Source organism: Mesorhizobium sp. P3_A8 (assembly GCF_056402995.1).
Genome location: NZ_JBFUGI010000007.1, coordinates 80,099 through 101,629, shown reverse-complemented (window position 1 = coordinate 101,629; position 21,531 = coordinate 80,099). Strand labels below are relative to the sequence as shown.

The 21,531-nt window shown below is 64.3% G+C and carries 18 protein-coding genes; 6 read left to right on the top strand and 12 right to left on the bottom strand.

Going from position 1 to position 21,531, the window contains the following annotated elements; translation table 11 throughout:
* Positions 1 to 24: 24 nt before the first annotated feature.
* A complete protein-coding gene (locus AC1DX4_RS17915) occupies positions 25 to 816 on the bottom strand; it encodes an ATP-binding cassette domain-containing protein (RefSeq protein ID WP_477221564.1) in 792 nt (263 codons plus the stop codon).
* Positions 817 to 990: 174 nt separating this feature from the next.
* Here AC1DX4_RS17915 and AC1DX4_RS17910 point away from each other — a divergent pair, with 174 nt between their 5' ends.
* The 5 genes from AC1DX4_RS17910 to AC1DX4_RS17890 all read left to right on the top strand — a co-directional run bounded on the left by AC1DX4_RS17910 (position 991) and on the right by AC1DX4_RS17890 (position 8,632).
* Positions 991 to 3,198: a TonB-dependent siderophore receptor gene (locus AC1DX4_RS17910; RefSeq protein WP_477221563.1), complete on the top strand. Its 2,208-nt coding sequence runs from the start codon at positions 991 to 993 to the stop codon at positions 3,196 to 3,198.
* A gap of 25 nt (positions 3,199 to 3,223) precedes the next feature.
* Positions 3,224 to 4,090 carry an ABC transporter substrate-binding protein gene (locus AC1DX4_RS17905; RefSeq protein ID WP_477221562.1) on the top strand — a complete coding sequence of 289 codons (867 nt, stop codon included), beginning with the start codon at positions 3,224 to 3,226 and terminating at the stop codon, positions 4,088 to 4,090.
* Positions 4,087 to 6,090 carry a Fe(3+)-hydroxamate ABC transporter permease FhuB gene (fhuB, locus tag AC1DX4_RS17900; protein ID WP_477221561.1) on the top strand — a complete coding sequence of 668 codons (2,004 nt, stop codon included), beginning with the start codon at positions 4,087 to 4,089 and terminating at the stop codon, positions 6,088 to 6,090. Before AC1DX4_RS17905 ends, fhuB begins: the two co-directional genes overlap by 4 nt.
* 100 nt (positions 6,091 to 6,190) lie before the next feature.
* On the top strand, positions 6,191 to 7,915 hold the full coding sequence (locus tag AC1DX4_RS17895; RefSeq protein ID WP_477221560.1) for an ABC transporter ATP-binding protein: 1,725 nt from the start codon (positions 6,191 to 6,193) through the stop codon (positions 7,913 to 7,915).
* A gap of 33 nt (positions 7,916 to 7,948) precedes the next feature.
* The gene (locus AC1DX4_RS17890; protein WP_477221559.1) at positions 7,949 to 8,632 is read left to right on the top strand and encodes a cysteine hydrolase family protein; all 684 of its coding nucleotides are present in this window, start codon (positions 7,949 to 7,951) and stop codon (positions 8,630 to 8,632) included.
* Between the two features lie 7 nt (positions 8,633 to 8,639).
* On the opposite strand, the gene AC1DX4_RS17885 is transcribed toward AC1DX4_RS17890, so the two are convergent.
* The 9 genes from AC1DX4_RS17885 to AC1DX4_RS17845 all read right to left on the bottom strand — a co-directional run bounded on the left by AC1DX4_RS17885 (position 8,640) and on the right by AC1DX4_RS17845 (position 17,952).
* Positions 8,640 to 9,581 carry an LLM class flavin-dependent oxidoreductase gene (locus AC1DX4_RS17885; protein WP_477221558.1) on the bottom strand — a complete coding sequence of 314 codons (942 nt, stop codon included), beginning with the start codon at positions 9,579 to 9,581 and terminating at the stop codon, positions 8,640 to 8,642.
* A 155-nt stretch (positions 9,582 to 9,736) separates the two neighbouring features.
* Positions 9,737 to 9,892 (bottom strand): hypothetical protein, encoded by a 156-nt coding sequence (locus AC1DX4_RS17880; RefSeq protein WP_010912229.1) that lies wholly within the window; start codon positions 9,890 to 9,892, stop codon positions 9,737 to 9,739.
* A gap of 291 nt (positions 9,893 to 10,183) precedes the next feature.
* Positions 10,184 to 11,128, bottom strand: a complete 945-nt coding sequence (locus AC1DX4_RS17875; protein ID WP_477221557.1) for an ABC transporter permease — start codon at positions 11,126 to 11,128, stop codon at positions 10,184 to 10,186.
* Complete coding sequence (locus AC1DX4_RS17870; RefSeq protein WP_477221556.1) at positions 11,125 to 12,180, bottom strand: ABC transporter permease; 1,056 nt, start codon at positions 12,178 to 12,180, stop codon at positions 11,125 to 11,127. Before AC1DX4_RS17870 ends, AC1DX4_RS17875 begins: the two co-directional genes overlap by 4 nt.
* Positions 12,180 to 13,691 (bottom strand): ABC transporter ATP-binding protein, encoded by a 1,512-nt coding sequence (locus tag AC1DX4_RS17865; RefSeq protein ID WP_477221555.1) that lies wholly within the window; start codon positions 13,689 to 13,691, stop codon positions 12,180 to 12,182. Before AC1DX4_RS17865 ends, AC1DX4_RS17870 begins: the two co-directional genes overlap by 1 nt.
* 248 nt (positions 13,692 to 13,939) lie before the next feature.
* Entirely contained in the window at positions 13,940 to 14,971 is a 1,032-nt protein-coding gene (locus AC1DX4_RS17860; protein ID WP_477221554.1) for a BMP family protein, read from the bottom strand.
* Positions 14,972 to 15,090: 119 nt separating this feature from the next.
* Positions 15,091 to 16,296, bottom strand: a complete 1,206-nt coding sequence (gene pcaF, locus AC1DX4_RS17855) for a 3-oxoadipyl-CoA thiolase (RefSeq protein WP_477221814.1) — start codon at positions 16,294 to 16,296, stop codon at positions 15,091 to 15,093.
* A gap of 1 nt (position 16,297) precedes the next feature.
* Positions 16,298 to 17,098 (bottom strand): CoA-transferase subunit beta, encoded by an 801-nt coding sequence (locus AC1DX4_RS17850; RefSeq protein ID WP_477221553.1) that lies wholly within the window; start codon positions 17,096 to 17,098, stop codon positions 16,298 to 16,300.
* Complete coding sequence (locus tag AC1DX4_RS17845) at positions 17,095 to 17,952, bottom strand: CoA transferase subunit A (protein WP_477221552.1); 858 nt, start codon at positions 17,950 to 17,952, stop codon at positions 17,095 to 17,097. The genes AC1DX4_RS17850 and AC1DX4_RS17845 overlap by 4 nt, the downstream gene beginning before the upstream one ends.
* Before the next feature lie 118 nt (positions 17,953 to 18,070).
* Here AC1DX4_RS17845 and AC1DX4_RS17840 point away from each other — a divergent pair, with 118 nt between their 5' ends.
* Positions 18,071 to 18,841: an IclR family transcriptional regulator gene (locus AC1DX4_RS17840; RefSeq protein ID WP_477221551.1), complete on the top strand. Its 771-nt coding sequence runs from the start codon at positions 18,071 to 18,073 to the stop codon at positions 18,839 to 18,841.
* A gap of 7 nt (positions 18,842 to 18,848) precedes the next feature.
* Here the strand turns inward: AC1DX4_RS17840 and AC1DX4_RS17835 are convergent, their stop codons facing one another.
* Both AC1DX4_RS17835 and AC1DX4_RS17830 read right to left on the bottom strand, forming a co-directional pair.
* Complete coding sequence (locus AC1DX4_RS17835; protein ID WP_477221550.1) at positions 18,849 to 20,147, bottom strand: NAD(P)/FAD-dependent oxidoreductase; 1,299 nt, start codon at positions 20,145 to 20,147, stop codon at positions 18,849 to 18,851.
* A gap of 2 nt (positions 20,148 to 20,149) precedes the next feature.
* Positions 20,150 to 21,526 carry a glutamine synthetase family protein gene (locus AC1DX4_RS17830; protein ID WP_477221549.1) on the bottom strand — a complete coding sequence of 459 codons (1,377 nt, stop codon included), beginning with the start codon at positions 21,524 to 21,526 and terminating at the stop codon, positions 20,150 to 20,152.
* Positions 21,527 to 21,531: the final 5 nt, after the last annotated feature.

Genomic DNA, 21,531 nt, shown 5'->3' with positions numbered 1-21,531 from the left:
ATTCCGCCACCGCATCAAATCTCGTCACTGCACATAGCCGACGGGTTGGCCGGTGACCGGGTGCGCGAACACGCCCATCTCCACGCCGAAAATGTCCTTGAGCACGTCGCCCCGCATGATTTCGCCGGGTGTGCCACGGGTCAGCAGCTTGCCGTCCTTGAGCGCGATCAGATCATCGCAATAGCGCGCCGCCATGTTGGGATCGTGCAGCACGACGACGACGCAGAGGTCGCGTTTGCGGCTGAGCTCCTTGACCAACGCCAGCACCTCGACCTGATGGGCGATGTCGAGTGCCGAGATCGGTTCGTCGAGCAGCATGACGCCGGCATTCTGCGCCACCAGCATGGCAAGCCAGGCGCGCTGGCGCTCGCCGCCTGACAATTCATCGACCAGACGGTCGGCGAAACCGTCCATGTCGGTCAGCGCAAGCGCCTCCTCGACATGCCGTCTGTCTTCCCCGCTGAAGCGGCCAAGCGCGCCATGCCAGGGGTAGCGCCCGAGCGTTGCCAGTTCGCGCACCGTGAGGCCGGTTGCGGCCGGCGTCGTCTGCGGCAGATAGGCGAGCGCACGGGCGAGTTCGCGGGCGCCCCATTGCGGCAACGGCCGCCTGGCGAAAGTGATGGCGCCGGAGCTTGCCGGCTGCTGGCGGGCCAGGAGCTTGATCAGCGTCGACTTGCCCGACCCATTGTGGCCGATCAGCCCGTAGACGCGCGAGCGCTGCAATTCGAGCGAGACCGGACCGAGCAGCGTCCGCTCGCCGACGGCAAACCGCACCGCGTCGATATGAAAGGCAGTCTCGGCTCCAGCCACGGTCATGGTTTTCTCCAGGTCGGCCGCCCGCTTTTCCAATTTCTGGCCTCCGCGGTCCAATGCCCGGTTGACTATGAAACATGACATTACTAGTCAACATTGAAGATGACTGCAACAATCAACAAATCGTCGTGGCAGTCGATATCGCGGCAAAATTCGCAAAAGCAGGGGGTGCAGCGGATGATCACTGGACGGCAACCAAGCTGGCGGAATGGACTTGCGCGCAAAGGCCTGCAGATCGCAACGACAGCGCTGCCGGCCCTGTTTGGCTGCGGTCATGCGCTCGCCCAGGACGAGGTTACCACGCTTGATCCGATCAACGTCCAGGACCGTGTCGAGAGCGCCTTTGGGCCGGTCAAGGGCTACGTCGCCAGCAAGGGCTCCACCGGCACCAAGACCGACACGCCACTCATCGAGACGCCGCAGTCGATCTCGGTCATCACCAAGGATCAGATCGAGGCACAGGCGATCGACAATCTCGGCGGTGTCCTGCGCTACACGCCCGGCGCCACCGGCGATCTCTACGGCACCGACAATCGCGGCCTCGGCCTGCAACTGCGCGGCATTTCGAACGCCAATGGCGTCTTCTACAGGGATGGGCTGCAGCTCAAGGAGAGCAATTTCACGCTCTTCACCGCGCTCGATTCCTACGGCGCCGAGCGCTACGAGGTGCTGCGCGGTCCGGCCTCCGTGCTCTACGGCCAGGCAAGCCCCGGCGGCATCATCAACTATGTCAGCAAGCGCCCGACCGAGGAGACGCTGCGTGAGGTCGAATTCGGCGGCGGCAGCTTCAACCACTATGAAGGCAAGTTCGATTTCAGCGGCGCGGTCAACGCCGACAAGTCGCTGCTGTTTCGCCTGACCGGCGCTGCCCATATGGGCGACACGCAGACCGATTTCGTTGGAGATGACCGTATCTTCATCGCGCCGGCGATCACCTGGCAGCCCGACGCCGACACCAGCCTGACCATCCTCGCCAACTACCAGCGCGACCGCTCGGGTTGGGCGATGCAATATCTGCCGGCCTACGGCACGGTCATACCAGGCAAGGACGGCAAGTACCTGCAGAACAGCATGTTCGTCGGCGAGCCCGGCTTCGACTCCTACAACAACGACCAAGCGTCGATCGGCTACGAGTTCGATCACCGTTTCAACGAGATCTGGCAGGTGCGCCAGCATGCCCGCTACGTCTATCTCACACACACCGAGGAGGGCGTCTTTGGTGGCGGGCTGACGGACTCCAACGGACTGGAACCTTCAAGCGGCGACTATTCCCGCTATGCCGATGCCGGTGGCACCAAGCTCAGCGGCGTGACCATCGACAACCAGGCGCAGGCCGATTTCGACACCGGCCCGCTCGCCCACACGCTGCTCGTCGGCCTCGACTACAAGCGCTACACCTACCGTGACTATGCATCGGAAGCGACGGTCGAGGATGGGTTCAACATCTTCGATCCGGTCTACGGCTACAAGATCGGTGATCTGACGCCCTACACCGATACCGACACCACCCAGCAGCAGGTCGGCCTCTATGCGCAGGACCAGATCAAACTGGGCAACTGGCGGCTGACTCTGGGCGGCCGTAAGGACTGGGCTGACGCCAAAGTCTACGACAATCTAGCCGGCGGCTACATTCCCGAGCAGAAAGACAACGCCTTCACCAGCCGGGCGGGCCTTGTCTATCTCGCCGACAACGGCCTTGCGCCCTATGTCAGCTATTCCGAATCGTTCCAGCCGGTGGCCGGCGCCGACAGCAACGGCACGCTGTTCGTGCCCGAGACCGGCCGGCAATACGAGGTTGGCCTGAAATACCAGCCGGTCGGCTGGAATTCCTTCATCACCGCTTCCGCCTTCGACCTGACGCGGCAGAATGTCGTCCGCTATGGCGGCACCGGTCGCCCCGACGACATCTTCCAGACCGGCGAGATCCGCTCGCGCGGCATTGAGCTGGAAGCTGTGGCGAGCCTTGATTCCGGCTTCGATATCAGGGCGGCCTACACCTTTCTCGATACCAAGATCACCAGCCCGACCAGCATCAACGACGACGGCACCAGCAACCAGGGCAACACGCCTTTCGGCGTGCCGAAGCATTCGGCCTCGCTGTGGGCGAATTACACCGTCGGCAGCGGCAAGCTCGAAGGTCTTGGCCTGGGTGCCGGCGTCCGCTATGTCGGCTCGACCTATGGCGACGACGCCAATTCCTTCAAGGTTCCGGCCGTCGTGCTTGCCGACGCGGCGGTGCATTATAGCTGGCAGAACGCCAGGCTGAGCCTCAACGTCAGCAATCTGTTCGACAAGCGCTATGTCGGCTCCTGTTTCTCCTCGGGCTTCGGCTGCTTCTACGGCGAGGGCCGCAGGATCAACGGCTCGGTGAAATACACATGGTAGAAGCAATGTGGCGGGCCGGGCCAAAATGGCGGCGCTGACGCGGCGCCAATGTCTGGCTGGACTGGCCACGACCGGTCTTGTCCTGCAGGGCGGCATGGCGCGTGCCGCTGCACCAGCCCGCATCGTCTGCCTGGAATGGACGTCAGCCGAAATGGTGGTCTCGCTCGGCGCGGCGCCAATCGCCGTCGGCGACATCAGCGGCTATGGCGACTGGGTACAGGGCCCGGCGCTGCCGCAGGCCACGATCGACCTGGGATCGCGCAGCGAGCCCAATCTCGAAGTGCTCCGGGAATTGCGCCCCGACCTGATCCTCGGCGCCTATGGCTATGGCCTCGACGAGAGCAGCTTCACCAGGCTGGCGCCGACCTTCAACGTGCCCTTCTACAGCAGCAAGGCAGCGCCCTACGCACAGGCACGAGAGGTGACGCTACAGCTTGGCGAATTGCTCGGCCGCGGGGCGCAGGCCAACGGCCTTGTCGAGCGCATCGACGCCTCGATCGCAGAGGCACGCACCTCCCTGGCACAAAAGCCGCAAAACCCGCTCTGCGTCGTCAGCCTGTTCGACGACCGCCATGTCCGCATCTATGGCGCCGGCAGCCTGCTGCAGGACGTTCTCGACCGGCTCGGCCTCGTCAATGCCTGGGCCGGCGCCACCAATGAATGGGGGTTTTCGACGGTCGGCATCGAGGAACTCGTCGCAGTCGGCGAGGCACAACTGATCTCGCTCGACCCGATCCCGCCGCACATAAAAATCCGGATCGCCCGCAGCTCGCTCTGGGCCAATTTGCCTTGCGTCAGGAATGGCCAGGTGCGGACCATTCCGCCGGTCTGGCCGTTTGGCGGCCTCACTGCTGCCGGGCGCTTCGCCGGCTTCATGGCCGCAACGTCATGACATCCTCCACCTTGCCGCTGACGCAGCCGAGGGATGGGCTCGGGGCGCTTGTCCTGCTGGTGATCGCACCGGCGGCCCTGGCGCTGCTGTTCACCGGTTTCGACCTCGCGCATCTGCTGCCGCGCGAACTCTGGTGGACCGCGCTCAATGCTCCCGACACATCCGATCCGGCACAGTTGCTCTACCGCTACGCCTTCCTGCCGCGCCTTGCCGTCAGCGTGCTGGCCGGCGCCGCACTTGGTCTTGCCGGCGTCATCATGCAACATGTGCTGCGCAATCCGCTGGCCGAGCCGACCACGATCGGCACCAATGCCGGGGCAAGCCTCGCTCTTGCGGCCGCCACCCTTTACGCTCCGTGGCTGTTGGAGGGAGGTCGTGAAGGCGTGGCGCTGGCCGGCGGTGCGCTTGCTACGCTGGCTGTTTTCGCGCTGGCACGCGGGCGCAGCTTCTCGCCAGTGTCGATCATCATCGCCGGGCTCATCGTCAGCCTCACCTTCGGTTCGGCCGGCGCGCTGCTGATGGCGCTCAACCGCGAATACACCGAAGAGCTGTTCATCTGGCAGAGCGGCTCACTGGTGCAGAATGGTGATGCCGCCGTCATCAGCCTGGCGCCATGGCTGCTCGCCGGTATCTGCGCGGCGTTTCTGCTCTGGCGTCCGCTCCGTCTCCTCGATCTCAGTGACGATAGCGCCGCCTCGCTTGGCGCCCGGCCGGCGATCATCCGCCTTGCCGGCATGGCGGTCGCCGTCGCGCTCAGCGCGCTCGTCGTCGCCGAGACCGGCGTCATCGGTTTTGTCGCGCTGGCCGCCCCGGCACTGGCGCGGCTGGCCGGCGCCCGCACGCTTGGCCGCCGCATGCTCTTGTCGCCGCTTGTTGGCGTTGCCTTGCTCTGGCTCACCGACCGGCTGGTGCAGCATCTGCCACTCGCCGCCGAAATACCGGCCGGCACGGCAACCGCCCTGCTCGGCGCGCCGCTGCTTTTGTTCTTGTTGCCACGGATGCGAAGCGCGCCCGAGGTGCAGGCGGATATCGTGTCGTCGACGCGCCTGTCGAGAAACGGACTGCCGTTGATCATAGGTCTTCTGGTGCTGGTCCTCGCCATCGTAGTCGCCATCGGCTTCGGCCGCGGCGCCGGAGGCTGGCACTGGGTGTCATCAGCGGATCCGACGGAGTTGCTTGCCTTGCGCGCGCCCCGCGTCGCCGTCGCCCTGTCGGCGGGCGTCCTGCTTGCCGTCGCCGGCACGCTGATGCAGCGCATGACCGGCAACCCGATGGCCGCCCCCGAAGTGCTCGGCATATCCGGCGGCGCCTCGTTTGGTGTGCTGGCGCTGCTGTTCTTGAGCCACAGCTTTGATCGCAAAGCGATGCTCGGCGCCGCACTCGCCGGCGCCCTGTTGGCGCTGGCGATCGTCGTGCTGGTCGGGCAGCGCAATGCCTTGTCGCCGCAGCGGCTGCTGCTGGCCGGCGTCGCCGTGGCGACGATCGCCTCGGCCTTCGCCGCACTGCTTCTGGCCAGCGGCGATCCGCGCATGGATTTCCTGCTCGCCTGGTTGTCGGGATCGACCTATCGCGCGACATCAGCCGATGCCATCACCGCCGCGACGGTCACGGTCATCGTCCTGGCGCTGGCGCCGCTGACGGCGCGCTGGCTCGACATCATGCCCCTAGGCGAGACCACCGCTCGGGGCCTTGGCCTGCAACTCGGGCGGGTTCGCGCCATTCTGCTCGCGCTCACCGCGCTTGCCACCGCGACCGCGACATTGGTCATCGGGCCGCTGAGCTTCGTTGGCCTGATGGCGCCGCATCTTGCCCGCATGATCGGCTTTCGCCGCGCCGTACCGCAGTTGCTGGCCTCGGCAATAGCAGGCGGATTGATCCTGGTCGCCGCCGACTGGGCCGGCCGCACGCTGATCTTCCCCTGGCAGGTGCCGGCAGGCCTCATCGCCGCCTTTGTCGGCGGTCCCTATTTCATGGCGCTGATGTGGAAAGGCAGGCAATGAAGTTCGTGCTGGCATATTGCCGCCCACGCGCTCCCGCCTGTAAGCAGCGCCCAGCGATGACGGCTGGTACAGCCCTCAAGACAGCCTGCGGTTCCCCTCGATGATCAGACGTTTCCTGTCCTATTACGCGCCCTGGAAGGGCCTGTTCGCGCTCGACTTCTCCTGCGCCGTGCTGGCCGGCCTGCTCGAACTCGGCTTTCCGATGGCGGTGCGCACCTTCGTCGACCAGCTCCTGCCGCAGCAGGACTGGACGCTGATCGTCATCGCCTCGGTCGGCCTGCTGCTGATCTATCTGGTCAACACCGCGCTGATGGCTGTCGTCACCTATTGGGGTCACATGCTCGGCATCAACATCGAGACCGAGATGCGGCGCAAGAGTTTCGACCATCTGCAGAAACTGTCGTTCCGCTTCTACGACAACCACAAGACCGGCCATCTCGTCGGCCGCGTCACCAAGGACCTCGAGGAGATCGGCGAGATCGCCCATCACGGCCCGGAAGACCTGTTCATCGCCATCATGACCTTCGCCGGCGCTTTCGTGCTGATGTTCACGGTCAACATGCATCTGGCGCTGATCACGGTGGTGATCGTGCCTGTGATCGCCTGGGTGACCATGCGCTATGGCGACCGCATGGAGCGCAACTGGCAGGCGCTTTATGGGCGCGTCGGCGATTTCAACGTCCGCATCGAGGAGAATGTCGGCGGCATGCGCGTCGTCCAGGCCTTCGCCAATGAGGAGCATGAGCGCGCTTTGTTCGCGCATGACAACCAGCGCTACCGCCAGACCAAGCTCGACGCCTACCGCATCATGTCGGCCTCGAACTCGCTGAACTATATGGGAATCCGGCTGATCCAGCTCGTGGTGATGATCGCCGGCAGCTATCTCGTTATCACCGGAGGGTTGAGCAATGGCGGCTTTGTCGGCTTCCTGCTGCTGGTCGGTGTCTTCGTGCGGCCGATCGAGAAGATCAATTCGGTGATCGAGACCTATCCCAAGGGCATTGCCGGCTTCCGCCGCTACACCGAACTGCTCGACACTGAACCGGACATCGCCGACCGACCCAACGCCGTCGCCGTCAATGGCCTCAAGGGCGACATCGAATACCGCAATGTCAGCTTCGGCTATGGCGACGGCAAGCCGGTGTTGAGACAAGTCGACCTGACGATCCAGGCCGGCGAGACCATCGCCTTCGTCGGCCCATCCGGCGCCGGCAAGACCACCATCTGCTCGCTGTTGCCGCGTTTCTACGAGGTCAGCACCGGCCAGATCAGCATCGATGGCATCGACATCAGGGACATGACGCTCGCCTCGCTGCGTGGCCAGATCGGTATCGTCCAGCAGGACGTGTTCCTGTTCGGCGGTTCGGTTCGCGAAAACATCGCCTATGGCCGGCTCGGCGCCTCCGATGAGGCGATCGCCGATGCCGCGCGGCGGGCGCAGCTCGACGGCATGATAGCGGGCCTGCCGGCCGGCTATGACACGATCATCGGCGAGCGCGGCGTCAAGCTGTCGGGCGGCCAGAAACAGCGGCTGGCGATCGCCCGCATGTTCCTGAAGAACCCGCCGATCCTGATCCTCGACGAGGCGACTTCGGCGCTCGACACGCAGACCGAGCGCGAGATCCAGAGGGCGCTGGCCGAGCTCGCCGAAGGCCGGACCACGCTGGTCATCGCGCACCGGCTGGCGACGATCCGAGGTGCTGACCGCATCGTCGTCGTCTCGGAATCGGGCATCGTCGAGCAGGGCTCGCACCAGGAGCTGATCCATGCCGACGGCGTCTATCGGCGGCTGCATGACGCCCAGCATCTGGTGTCGGCGCATTGAACGATTATGGTTGGTCGAAACAGGGAGCCATCGATGATCAAGGCAACACCCTTCGACTTCCCCTATGACGGCAGGCTGGTGGCTGAAAACACCGCACTTGTCGTCATCGACCTGCAGCAGGATTTCCTGTCGACGACAGGCTATTTCGCCAAACAGGGATACGACCCCTCGCCGCTGCGGGCGATCCTGCCCACCGTGAACCGGCTGATATCAGCCGCGCGCAAAGCCGGCGTGAGGGTCATCCACACCAGGCAGGGTTATCGCGCCGACATGGCCGACATGACGCCCTACGAAAAATGGCGCCGCAAGCGCTCCGGTCTCGACGGCACCGACATCCTGCTGCGCTCGGGCGCCGGATTCCAGATCGTTCCAGAGATCGACGTCGCGGCTGATGACATAATCGTCGACAAGACCTGCAACAGCGCCTTCACCTATACGGATTTCGAGCTTGTGCTGCGCGCGCAAGGCATCACGCATCTGATGTTTTCCGGATGCACCACCGACGTCTGCGTCCACACCACGCTGCGCGAGGCCTGCGATCGCAATTTCCAGTGCCTGACGATCTCGGATGCCTGCGCCAGCGGCGACAGACAAGCCCACGAGGCGGCGCTTCACATGGTGACGGTCGAGGACGGCGTCTTCGGCGCGTTGACCGATTCCGCCGCCGTCATCGACGGCCTGTCGCGGCTTGGCGACAGGCGTCACGCAGACGATTGATCGGGCTTCAGCCCGTCGCCCGCGTCTCCAGCCCGGCGTGAGGCGCATAGGCCCCCGGCTGGAAGGCATCATGTTCGCGGCGCGCCAGCGAGTTGCGCAGCAGGGCGATGGTTTCCCGGCCGACCGTGGCGATCTCGCGTGGTGCGTCGACGCCGACAATCATGAATTCGTCGATTCCGAGCCCAGCATAGGCAAGCAGCGACAGCGCGACCTGAGCCGGCGGGCCGGACAGGTCGACCGCCTTTTGGCCCGAGGCGGCAGCGCCCCGGTGAATCCGCACCGGCAGCGCGAAGCGCAGCTTGCCCGCCCGGCCATGTTCGGCGGCGGCACCGCGCGCCCGCTCCATCAACTGCCGCACCTCATCGATCGATCCCGGCGCCAGTTCGAAGACATCGGCATGCCGGCCAGCCACTTTCAGCGCCGTTCCGGACTGTCCACCCATGCGGATGGTCAGGTCGGCGCCATGCGGACCTTTGCGCGGCACATAGCCGCCCTTGATGCTGTAGAACGCGCCTTCATGATCGAAGGGCCGGTCGTTCGACCACAGCCGCTTCAGAAGCACCAGATATTCATCGATGCGCTGCCAGATGACCGTGTGCCCGACCGGCCGTGACTCGGCATCGTCATCATTCAATGGCTCACTGATCATCCTGAGCGCCAGCCGTCCGCCGCTCTTTCGATCCATCGATGCCAGCTGGCGGGCCGCCACGGTCGGATCGACGACGCCCGCCCAGTGGGTCAGCACGACCTCCAGCGAGGCAGTCCGATCCAGCACCTGGGTGGCAAGATCCATATTGGTCAGCAGGCCGGCCGAATCGTCGACGACGATCTTCTGGAAGCCGCCGTCCTCGATCAGCCCGAGCTTGGTCGCCGTCTCGGCAAAGTCGTAGAAAAACGGAATGGCGGCATCGGCGGTCTTGCCGGGGACATGCGTGAATTCGATCGGCATTGTCATCTCCTCCATCACTGGAATCATGGATGCGGTGAAATTCGAACCACGGTCGCGCGCAAGCGCACCGGGATCCGGTTCATTCAACTCCGATTACCTGAAAGTATGGGGTAACTATCCCCAGTCAGCCTGAGCCTCAGGGCCAGTCTTAAGCCTCAAGGAATGAGGCCCAGCACAACTGCCCCGGTGAACACAAACGCAAGGGCAAAGACGAGATAGGCGAATGCTCCGGCATAGGCCGGGCGAAAGGTCTGGGCATTGGCCAGCCTCTGGCCGCTGCTGTCAGTCTGAGCGTTCTGGATATAGGACATATCGACCTCCGTCTCGGCCGTTAATCTATAAAACTTGTAGACTTTGTCGATTGCTATTTTTAGGCCAAAGGCAGAAAAATTTTCTTCTGTTTGGCGCTAGATTGGTAGCAGATTGCTGGGAACGCTCGCCTAGGCGATAGATCGGCAGGGCCGTTCGCATCGCCGCAAGAGGGGGAATGGCTCGACCTCTACAGGTATCGGAGAAAAACTCACCAGCGTCGCAGCCCCCTCTCCGACCGCTTCGCGGCCACCTCTCCCCCCGCTTTGCGGGGGCGAGGAACCCAAGCCTTGCTACCGCTCCTCCCTGCGAAACGGCTTGAGCAGCGCCGATGGCGCCACCGCGTTGCGCGACATCACAGCCATGGCGACGATGGTGAAGATGAACGGCAGCATCAGGAACGCTTCGTAGGGGATATGCCCGAGCCCGCTCGCCTGCATGCGCAACTGCAGCGCATCGACAAAGGCAAACAGCAGCGCGGCACCCGCAGAGCGCCACGGATCCCAGCGGCCGAACACCACCAGCGCGATCGCCACCCAGCCGCGCCCCGAGACGACACCGAAGGTGAAGGCGTTGAACTGCGCCATCGACAGGAAGGCGCCGGCCAGCCCCATCAAGGCACCGCCGAGAATGACGGCCTGGAAGCGGGTGGCAATGACACTGACGCCGGCCGAGTCCGCCGCGCGCGGGTTCTCGCCGACCATGCGCACCGACAATCCCCAGGGCGTGCGGTAGAGCACGAAGGCGGCGAGCGGTATGGCGATTATTGCCATGTAGACCAGAGCAAACTGGTTGAACATCGCCGGCCCCAGCACCGGAATGTCCGACAGAACCGGGATCGGCAGCGTCTGAAACCCCTTGATGCTTGGCGGCACCGATTGCTGGCCGAAGATCAGCCGGTAGAGGAAATAGGCAAGGCCCGACGAGAACAAAGTCACGCCGATGCCGCAGACATGCTGGCTCAACCCCAGTGCCACCGTGAACAGCGCGTGCAGCGCGCCCATCAGCATGCCGGTCAGCACCGCCACCAGCACGCCGAGCCACAGGCTGCCGCTGAGGCTGGTGGCGGTAAAGCCGGTCATGGCGCAAAGCAGCATGATGCCTTCGATGCCGAGATTGAGCACGCCGGCCCGTTCGGAGAACATCTCGCCGAGCGTCGCGAAAGCCAAGGGCGTGGCGATGCGGATGATGGCGGCCAAGAAGCCGACCTGAAAAATCTGTTCGAACACCGCGCTCATCTGGCAGCCCCGACGCGGCGGACGCGATAGGCGGTGAACAGCAGCGCCACCAGCATGGCAAGCAGCGCGGTGCCCTGGATGACGTCGCTGAGGAAGGCCGGCACACCGGTGGCGCGCGACATCGCCTCGGCGCCGGTCATCACGGCGGCAAGGAAGATGGCCGCCGGCACGACGCCGAGCGGGTTGAGCCGCGCCAGCATGGCGACGACGATGCCGGAATAACCGTAGCCCGGCGAAATGTCGCTCATCACCTGGAAATGCACGCCGCCGACTTCGCCGACGCCGGCGAGACCCGCCAGCCCACCGGACAATAGAGCGGTCGAGAGCAGCACGCGTTCAACGTTGATGCCGCCATATCTGGCCGCTTCCGGATTCTCGCCGGTGACCCTGATCTTGAAGCCGAGCGTCGTGCGCGCGATGAGGAACCAGATCAAAGGTGCGGCGATCAGCGCCACGATGACACCAAGATGCAGCCGCGTGCCTTCGATCAGCACCGGGAAGTTGGCCGAATCCTCGATTGGCGGCGAGATCGGATAGCCGCTGAAACTGTCCTTCCACGGCCCTTCGATAATCGCCATCAGCGCGTAGTAGATGACCGAATTGAGCAGCAGCGAACTGACGACATCGTCGACCTTGAATTTGACCCTGAGCGTCGCCGGTACCAGCGCGACCGCGGCGCCAGCCGCAGCACCTGCCAGCCCCATCAACAGCATGGCAAGCGGCCCCGGCATCGGGATGGCACCGACAAAGCAACTGGCGACCGCACCGGCCAGCAACTGCCCCTCGGCGCCGATGTTCCAGAACTTTGCCCGGAAGGCGACAGCGACCGCCAACCCTGTGAAGATCATCGGCGCGGCGCGCACCAGTGTCTCGGTGATCGCGTAGCTGTCACCGAGGGAAGCCGTGAACATGACGCCATAGGATTCGAGCACACCGGCGCCGGCCAGCGCGATCAGGCCGCTGCACAGCACAAGCGTCGCCGCGATCGCCAGCAGCGGCAAAGCCAGATTGAACCAGGCGGGCGTTGACGTCCGGACTTCCAGGCGAAACATCAGCCGTGCCCCTCCGCCCCGGTCATCAGCAGGCCGAGCCGCGCGATCGTTGCATCGGCGCTGTCGAGCGTGCCGACGATGCGGCCCTCATACATCACCGCGATGCGGTCGCAGAGCACCAGCAGCTCTTCCAGATCCTCGCCGATGACAATGATGCCGCAGCCCTTGGTGCGCATGTCGAGGAATTTTTCATGGATGAAGCGGGCTGCTCCAATGTCGAGGCCGCGCGTCGGCTGCGAGACGATCAAAACCTTCGGGTCGAATGCGAGCTCGCGTGCCAGAAGCGCCTTCTGCAGATTGCCGCCGGACAGCGCGCCTGCGCGCGTCATCGGCCCGGGACACCTGATATCATAGGCCTTGATTTGTTCTTCGGCGAAGGCGCGGATCGCGTCCGGCTTGAGCAGGCCCTTGCTGCTGAACGCGGCGGTGCCGATGCGCGGCAGCACCATGGAATCGGCGAGCGGCAGATTGGTGACCAGCCCTGTCGTCATGCGGTCTTCCGGGATGCGGCCAAGACCGAGCGCTTGCACCTCGCGCGGCGAAAACCGGGTGACCTTCTGGCCTGCGATCGTCATCCGACCGGCATCGGGCGCACGCACGCCGGAGATCACCTCCGCCAGCGCCCGCTGGCCATTGCCCGACACGCCGGCAATGCCGAGGATTTCGCCGGCACGAACGGCAAGCGATACGTCGCGCAGCACCGTGCCCGAATGTTTTGAGGTGGAAATGCCGTCGAGCGTCAGCACCGCCTCACCCGGCGTCGATGGCCCCCTCGCCGGTGGTACGATCTCATGGCCGCACATCAGTTGCGCCATTTCCGCCGATGTCGTGTTGGCGGGGTCATCGACGCGGCCGGCGACACGGCCAAGCCGCAGCACCGTGCAGCGATGGGTCAGCGCCCGCACCTCGTTGAGCTTGTGCGAGATGAAGATAATGCCGAGGCCTTGTGCCGCCATCGAGCGCAACGCCGAAAACAACCCGTCGACCTCGCTCGGCGCCAGCACGGCGGTAGGTTCGTCGAGGATCAAGAGCTTGGCGCCACGAAACAGCGCCTTGACGATTTCGAGCCGCTGCTGTTCGCCGACCGACAGCGCCGAGACCGGCTGGTCGGGATTAAGCGTCAGCCCATGTTGGCGGCTGATTTCGGCGAGCCGCACCAGCCCGCCGGCACGGTCGAGCCGCCCCGATTTGCCCGGGATGCCGATGAGCAGGTTTTCCAGCACCGTCAGCCGTGGCGCCAGGTGAAAATGCTGGTGCACCATGCCGATGCCGGCGGCCAGCGCATCGGCCGAACTGGTGATCCGCACCGGCCTGCCCTGGATCAGGATTTCCCCGGCATCCGGCGCATAGGCGCCGAACAGCACGTTCATCAGCGTCGTCTTGCCGGCACCGTTCTCACCCAGCAGACCGAGGATTTCACCCGGCGCCACGCTGAGGTCGACAGCCTCGTTCGCCTTGACAGCGCCAAAGCTCTTGGTGATGCCGCGCATTTCGATGAGTGGGGCGGGCAAGGCCGAGGATACTCCTGATGAGAATGGCTTACGATTCGGCTTTGATTTATGGGAACGCGCGAGGCACCCCCCTCTGCCCTGCCGGGCATCTCCCCCGCAAGGGGAGAGATCGGCTGTCTATCCTGCTTTCGCCAATCACCAACGTCGGAAGAAAAGTGCCATAGACGAAGCTGCCAATCTCCCCCCTTGCGGGGGAGATGTCCGGCAGGACAGAGGGGGGTGCCTCGCACCAACCCTCAAATCAAGCATCAATCCGAAACCGGCGTGTTCTCATCAACGTCGACGCGGAAATTGCCTTCCAGGATCTCGGCCTTCTTCTTCTCGACCAGATCCTTGACATCCGCCGGCAGCGTCTTGTCGAACTTGTGGTAGGGCGCCAGGAAAGAACCGCCCTTGGCCATGCGCGAGAAATCGCCGTAGTCCTGCGCGGTGAAGACGCCGGCCTTGACCAGCTTGATCGCTTGCTCGACCGTCGGATACATGTCCCAGACCGGGCCGGTGATGACCGTGTCGGGGCCGAGGCTCGACTGGTCGGACATGTTGGAGATGGCATAGATCTTCTTTTCGACCGCCGCCTCGATGACGCCGAAGCGCTCGGCATAGATGACGTCGACACCGGCATCGATCTGCGCCACCGCCGCTTCCTTGGCCTTGGGCGGATCGAAGAAGGAACCGATGAAGGCGACCTTCTTCTTGATGTTCGGATTGACCTCCTTGGCGCCGGCGAAGAAAGCGTTGACCAGCCGGTTCACTTCCGGAATGCCCATCGCCGCCACGGCGCCGACCGTGCCCGATTTCGACATCTTGCCGGCGATCATGCCGGAGAGATAGGCGGGCTCGTGGATCCAGTTGTCGAAGACGCCGAAATTGGGTTCTGCGGGACCAGCACCCGAGCCGAACAGCCAGGCGGTCTTCGGGAACTGCTTGGCCGTGCGGCGCGATTCACGCTCGGCGGCAAAGGCGTCGCCCAGCACCAGCTGGTAGCCGCCTTGTGCATATTCGCGCATGACGCGGCTGAAATCGGCGGTCTGCACCTTCTCAGACCATTTGTAGTCGATGCCGAGTTCCTTCTGCGCCTTCTGCAGGGCGACATGGATCTGGTTGTCCCATGGCTCCTCGATCGGCGTGGCGAAGATCGCCGCCACCTTCAGCTTCTTGTCCTTGCCAAAGGCCGCGCCCGGCAGCATCGCCGCGGCCAGGCCAAGCGCGCCGAGCTCCAGCACGTTGCGCCGCGAAATCCCTTCGCGTTTTATCTGGAATTTGTTCTTCCGGTTTTCCATTGCATTCCCCTCTGTTCGACAGCCGTGTCGAGCCGGCTGTTCCTAGAAATGTCAGACGGGGAACTATGGAACGACGCCGGACTTTTGTCCACGTGGTCAAATTTGGCAAAGGCCGATGGTCACACCCGTTCTAGCGCGATGGCGATGCCCTGGCCAACGCCGATGCACATGGTGGCCAGCGCATAGCGGCCGCCGCGTTCACGCAGCTCCAGCGCCGCCGTGCCGGAGATGCGGGCGCCCGACATGCCCAGGGGATGGCCGAGCGCGATGGCGCCGCCGTTGGGGTTGACGTGCTCGGCGTCCTCGGCAATGCCGAGCTGGCGCAGCACTGCGATGCCTTGCGAGGCAAAGGCTTCGTTGAGCTCGATGACATCGAACTGTTGTGGCGTCAGGCCAAGCCGCGCGCACAGCCTCTCGGTCGCCGGCGCCGGGCCGATGCCCATGATGCGCGGCGCAACGCCGGCGGCGGCACCGCCAAGGATGCGGGCGATCGGTGTCAGGCCATATTTCTTCGCGGCTGCCTCAGAGGCAACGATCAGCGCCGCCGCCCCGTCATTGACGCCGGACGCATTGCCGGCGGTCACCGTACCGCCCTGCCGGAACGGCGTCGGCAATTTGGCCAACGCCTCGACCGTGGTGCCGGCGCGGGGATGTTCATCTTTGCTGACAACAACCGCATCGCCCTTGCGCTGCGGGATCGTCACCGGGGTGATCTCCTTGGCCAGCCTGCCATTGGCTTGTGCGGCGATCGCCTTGTCCTGGCTGCGCACGGCAAAGGCGTCCTGATCGGCGCGCGACACGGCAAAATCCTCGGCGACGTTCTCGCCGGTCTCGGGCATCGAATCGACGCCATACTGCTTCTTCATCAGCGGGTTGACGAAGCGCCAGCCGATGGTGGTGTCGTAAATCTCGGCATTGCGCGAAAACGCCGTGTCGGCCTTGGGCATGACGAACGGCGCGCGGCTCATCGACTCGACGCCGCCGGCGATCATCAGTTCCGCCTCACCTGATTTGATGGCCCTGGCGGCGATGGTCAGCGCGTCCATGCCGGAGCCGCACAGGCGATTGACGGTCGAGCCCGGGATTTCCTCCGGCAGTCCGGCCAGCAGCAGCGCCATGCGCGCCACGTTGCGGTTGTCCTCGCCGGCCTGGTTGGCACAGCCATAGACAACGTCATCCACCGCCTGCCAGTCGATGCCTGAATTGCGCTCGGCCAGCGCCTTCAGCGGGATGGCGCCGAGGTCGTCGGCACGTACCGAGGAGAGCGAGCCGCCGAAGCGGCCGATCGGCGTGCGGATGTAGTCGCAGATGTAGGCCTCGGCCATGTCATGCAGCCTTTGCTTTTCCCGTTCCTTCATGCGCCGCCTTGGTGCGGGCCTGCAGGTCGCGCAATGTCTTGAGTTCGAGTTCGCTTGGCGCCGGTGTTTCGTCAAGCGCCTCAGCGAACTTAACCACCCAGCCACAAGTTTCCTGCACCTGCTGGCGGGTAACACCAGGATGCAGCGACACGACGGTGAATTCCTTACTCACCGGATCAGGCTTCCAGATGGCAAGATCGGTGATCAGCAAGGTCGGGCCGGCGGTGTCGATGCCCAGGCGCCTTCGATGATCGCCGCCCTCGCCATGGCCGAAGGAGGTGAAGAAGTCGATCTTCTCGACCATGCCGCGCTTGGTCTGCGCCATGGTGATGTAGATCTCCCTCGACGAGGTCGCGATCTCCGGCGCGCCGCCGCCACCGGGCAGCCTGGTCTTCGGATGGAGATAGTCGCCGATGACGGTGGTGTTGATGTTGCCGAACTTGTCGAGTTGGGCCGCACCGAGGAAGCCGATCGAGATGCGGCCGCCCTGCAGCCAGTAGCGGAACATTTCCGGCACCGCGACGGTGGTGACCGCGGTCTCGCACAATTCGCCATCGCCGATCGACAAAGGCAGCACGTCAGGTGCTGTGCCGATCGTGCCGCTTTCATAGATCAATGTGATGTCAGGCGCATGCGTCAGCCGCGCCACATTGCAGGCGGCAGACGGCGCGCCGATGCCGACGAAGCAGACATCATCATTCCTGAGCGCCCGGCTGGCGGCGATGGTCATCATCTCGTTGGGGGTAAAATCCAGCTGATTGTCGCTCATGCCACTTTCCTCAGATGCTCGACCCGGCCAGCGAAATCGTCGGCGCTCTTTTCTATGACATTCGCCTGCATCCAGGCCTGGAATTTTTCGCGGTCGGCGGCGATGTCGTCCCATTCAAGGTAGGCGGCATTGTCGCGCGCATAATAGCCGTGAGCATAGGACGGGTGCGAGCCGCCGGGCACGACGGATATCGCCGCGATGGTCCAGCGCGGCAGCACGGTCAGGTTGGGATGCAGATCGTCGAAATTGTCGACCACTTCCTCGACCGTCACCACGGCACGTTTGGCCGCCAGCACTGCTTCCTTCTGGATGCCGATGATGCCTTCGACCAGCACATTGCCTTTCTTATCGGCCTTCTGCGCATGGATGAAGCTGACGTCAGGCCGGATCGAGGGAACGGCGGCCAGCACCTCGCCAGTGAACGGACAGGTGACCGACTTGATCTTCGGATTGACCGCCGCAAGGCCGGCACCGCGATAGCCGCGAAACACCGCGAAAGGCAGGCCCGACGCACCCGCTTCATAGGCGTTGGCCATGCCGGCGTGGCTGTGCTCCTCGACCTCAATCGACCGGGGAAAGCCGTTTTCGATGGCGTCGCGGGCGCGCCGCAGCAGGCCGACGCCAGGATTGCCGACATAGGAGAAGACGATTTTCTTCGCCATGCCCATGCCGATCATCTGATCGTAGATCAGGTCCGGCGTCATGCGGATCAGGGTCAGGTCGCGAAATCCCTGGCGGATCGCCTCGTGTGCGGCGGCCGTCGGGATCAGATGGGTGAAGCCCTCGAAGGCGACGGTATCGCCATTGTTCAAATTCTCGGCCACGGCCTGTTTTAGCGGCAGGAACTTGACCATTGTATCGGCTCCCAGTCCAAAAGTTCGTATTGCGAACTTATGTTTTGTATGCGAACTTTCTACGCTGAGAGAGGTCGCGAAGTCAATCCTGACGACGATGCCATTTCTGCGAGGTTCGATGGACGAAGAAGCCGCTTCCCGTGACCACGTCGGCTCGCTCGAGCGCGGCCTTGCCGTGATGGAGATCCTGGCCCGGCATCCCACCGGCATGACTCTGACCGAAATGGCCGAGGAGGCCGGCCTGACCCGCGCCGGCGCCCGTCGCTTCCTGCTGACGCTTGTCGCCACCGGCTATGCCACTCAGGACGGCCGCGTGTTCTCGCTGTCGCCGCGCCTGCTGACCGTTGCCCGCACCTGGCTCGGTGGCGGTTCGCTGTGGAGCTTCGCCGCGCCGATCATGCGTGCTGTGGCAACGCAGTTGAACGAGGCCTGTTCGGCGGCCATCCTGTCGGGCCAGGATGTCGTCTATGTCGCCCGCATTCCCGGCCGCCGCATCCTCAGCGTGTCGCTCGATGTCGGCACCAGGCTGCCCGCCTATTGCACCTCGATGGGGCGCATGCTGCTCACTGGCCTGACGCCAGAGGAACTCGACAGATTTCTGCACCATGCGGCCATCGAGAGTCGGACGCCGAAGACGATCACCGACGTCAAGCTGCTGGCCGGCGCCATCGGTAAGGCGAAGGCCGATGGCTTTGCCATCGTCGACGAAGAGCTCGAACTCGGCCTGCGCTCCATCGCCGTGCCGATCCGCGACCGCTCAGGAAGCACGGTCGCGGCCATCAACGTCTCGACCCAGTCGGCGCGATTTTCGGTCGCGGAGATGGAGCGGGAGATCCTGCCCGCGCTGCTTGAGGCCAGGCAGCGCATCGAGGATTTCTTCGTTGTTTAGGCCATCGTCAATGCTTGATCCGATCTCGCATCGCATACCAAAGCATGCCCAGCACATAGAGCGGCCCACGCAGCGCCGTGCCGCCGGGGAACGGCATCGGCGTCAGCGTCGAGAACAGGTCTAACCGTGAAGCATCGCCGGTGATCGCTTCCGCCAGCAGCTTACCCGACAGCGTCGACAGGATGACGCCCTTGCCGGAATAGCCATGCGCGAAATAGACCTCGCCATAGTGCCCGACATGCGGCAGCCGCGAGGTCGTCACCGACACCAGCCCGCCCCAGGCGTGATCGATGCGGCAGCCCTTAAGCTGCGGAAACGTCGCTTCCATGTGCGGCCGCACGAAGCCGGCAATGTCGGCCGGCGGCGATGGCGTGTAGCGCTCGCCGCCGCCGAACAGCAGCCGCCCATCCGCCGACATGCGGTAATAGTTGACGACGAAGCGTGTGTCCGACACCGCGACATTGGCCGGGATGACGTTGCGCTTGCCCTCTAGCGGCTCGGTGGCAACGATGTAGTTGCCGACCGGCATGATGCGGCTGTTGACGCGCGGCTCAAGCCCATGCAGCAACGCATCACCCGCCAGCACGACATGCTTGGCCCGGACCGAACCCTTTGCTGTCGAGACCCGGATCGAAGGCTCGCGCTCCAGCTTCACCGCCACGGAATTCTCGTGGATGACGACGCCGGCGGCCACTGCCGCGCGGGCAAGGCCGAGCGTGTAGTTCAGCGGATGCATGTGGCCGCCAAGCGGCTCATACATCGCGCCATGATAGGGCGTGTCGACCTTGGCGCGGGCGTCCGCCGCCGACAGGATCTCGACATCGCGGAACTTCATCACGCTTTCGAGGCATTTGGCCTCTTCTTCCAAATCCCTGAGATCGGAGCCGTTGACAGCGCCGACCAGATGGCCGGTTTGCCTGAGATCGCAGTCGATGGCGTGACGCTCGATGATGTCGAGCACCAGGCCGCGCGCTTCGAAGGCAAGGTCGAACAGCACCTTCGCCCGCTCCGGCCCGTAAAGCTTGACCAGGCCCTTGGCGCCCTTGCGCAGGCCGGGGATCATCTGGCCGCCATTGCGGCCCGATGCGCCCCAGCCGATCTTGCCGCCTTCGAGCAGCACCACCGTCAGGCCACGCTCGGCGGCGTGAAGGGCGGCGGACAGGCCGGTGCAGCCGCCGCCGACGACCACCAGGTCGGCCTCGACATCGCCGAGAAGCGCCGGATGGTCCGGCGCCGGATTGGCGGTGGCGACATAGTAGGATTTGCCGATATCGAGACCGGAATTGAAACCCGTTGAAGATGCCATGATCACACCTTCAACAGCAGGTGGTCGCGTTCCCAGCTCGTCACCACGCTCTGGAACAGGTCGAGCTCGACGCTCTTGACGCGCAGATAGGTCTGGAAGAAATCCTCGCCGAGCAGTTTGCGCACCGGGTCGCAGGCCGTGAACCGATCGAGCGCCTCCTCCATGGTTTTCGGCAGCGTGCTCTTGATCTTGTAGGCGTTGCCCGAAGCCTCGGCCGAGCGCGCCAGTTTCTGCTCGACGCCGAGATAGCCGGCAAGCAGCGAACCGGCGATCGCCAGATAGGGATTGGAATCGGCGCCCGGCAGGCGGTTCTCCACCCGCCGCGCGGCGCGGCCTCCGGCAGGCACGCGCAGCCCGCAGGAGCGGTTGTCATGCGACCACTCGATGTTGGCCGGCGCGCTGTGGTTCGGCCTTATGCGGCGGAACGAATTCACGTTCGGTGCAAACAGCGGCATGATCTCGGGCACATATTTCTGCAGGCCGCCGATGAAATGACCGAACATCTCGGTGTCGGCATCGTCATTGCTGGCAAACAGCGCATTGCCCGCCCCATCGACGACAGACATGTGCAGATGCATCGAGCTGCCTGCCTGGGCGGCGATCGGCTTGGCCATGAAGGTGGCGTGCATGCCGCATTGCTGCGCTGCTTGGCGCGTCAGCCGCTTGAACAGCAGCACCTGGTCGGCCAGCGGCAGCGCGTCGCCATGCAGGAGATTGATCTCCAACTGCCCCGTGCCCGATTCATGGATCAGCGTGTCGAGCGGCAGCCCGGCGGCCGCGGCATAGTCATAGACGCGGCGGATGACCGGCTCGAATTCTTCCAGCGCCGCCATGTCATAGGGATGCTGCACGCCCTCGGCACGGCCGTTGGCGCCGACCGGCGCGGTCAGCTGCCTGTCCGGATCGGGGTTTGGCGCGGTGAGATAGAATTCGAGCTCCGGCGCCACCACCGCCCGCCAGCCGCGTTTGCCGTAGAGATCGAGCACGGCGCGCAGCACATGGCGCGGCGAGGCCATCCATGGCCTGCCGTCCATGTGGAAGGCGTCGGCGAAAACATAGGCCTTGCCAGCGCCCGCACCAGGGGCCAGGCACAGCGTCGAGACATCAGGCACCATGCGCATATCCGGGTCCGAATAGGCAAAACCCTCGTCGATCGAGCCGGAATAACGGCCATCGATGCTGACCAGGAAGGCGCTGCTCGGCAGATAGAGCGCGCGGTCTTCCAGCGCCTTGAGAAATTTGGCCGTCGGCAGCGCCTTGCCGCGCAGCACGCCGTTCATGTCGGGCACCAGGCATTCGACCTCGTTGATTCCGTGCTGTGCCAGCCAGGCCTTGGGGTCGTTGGAGATCGCAGTGGTATTCGTGTTTTTGTCAGGCATTTCGT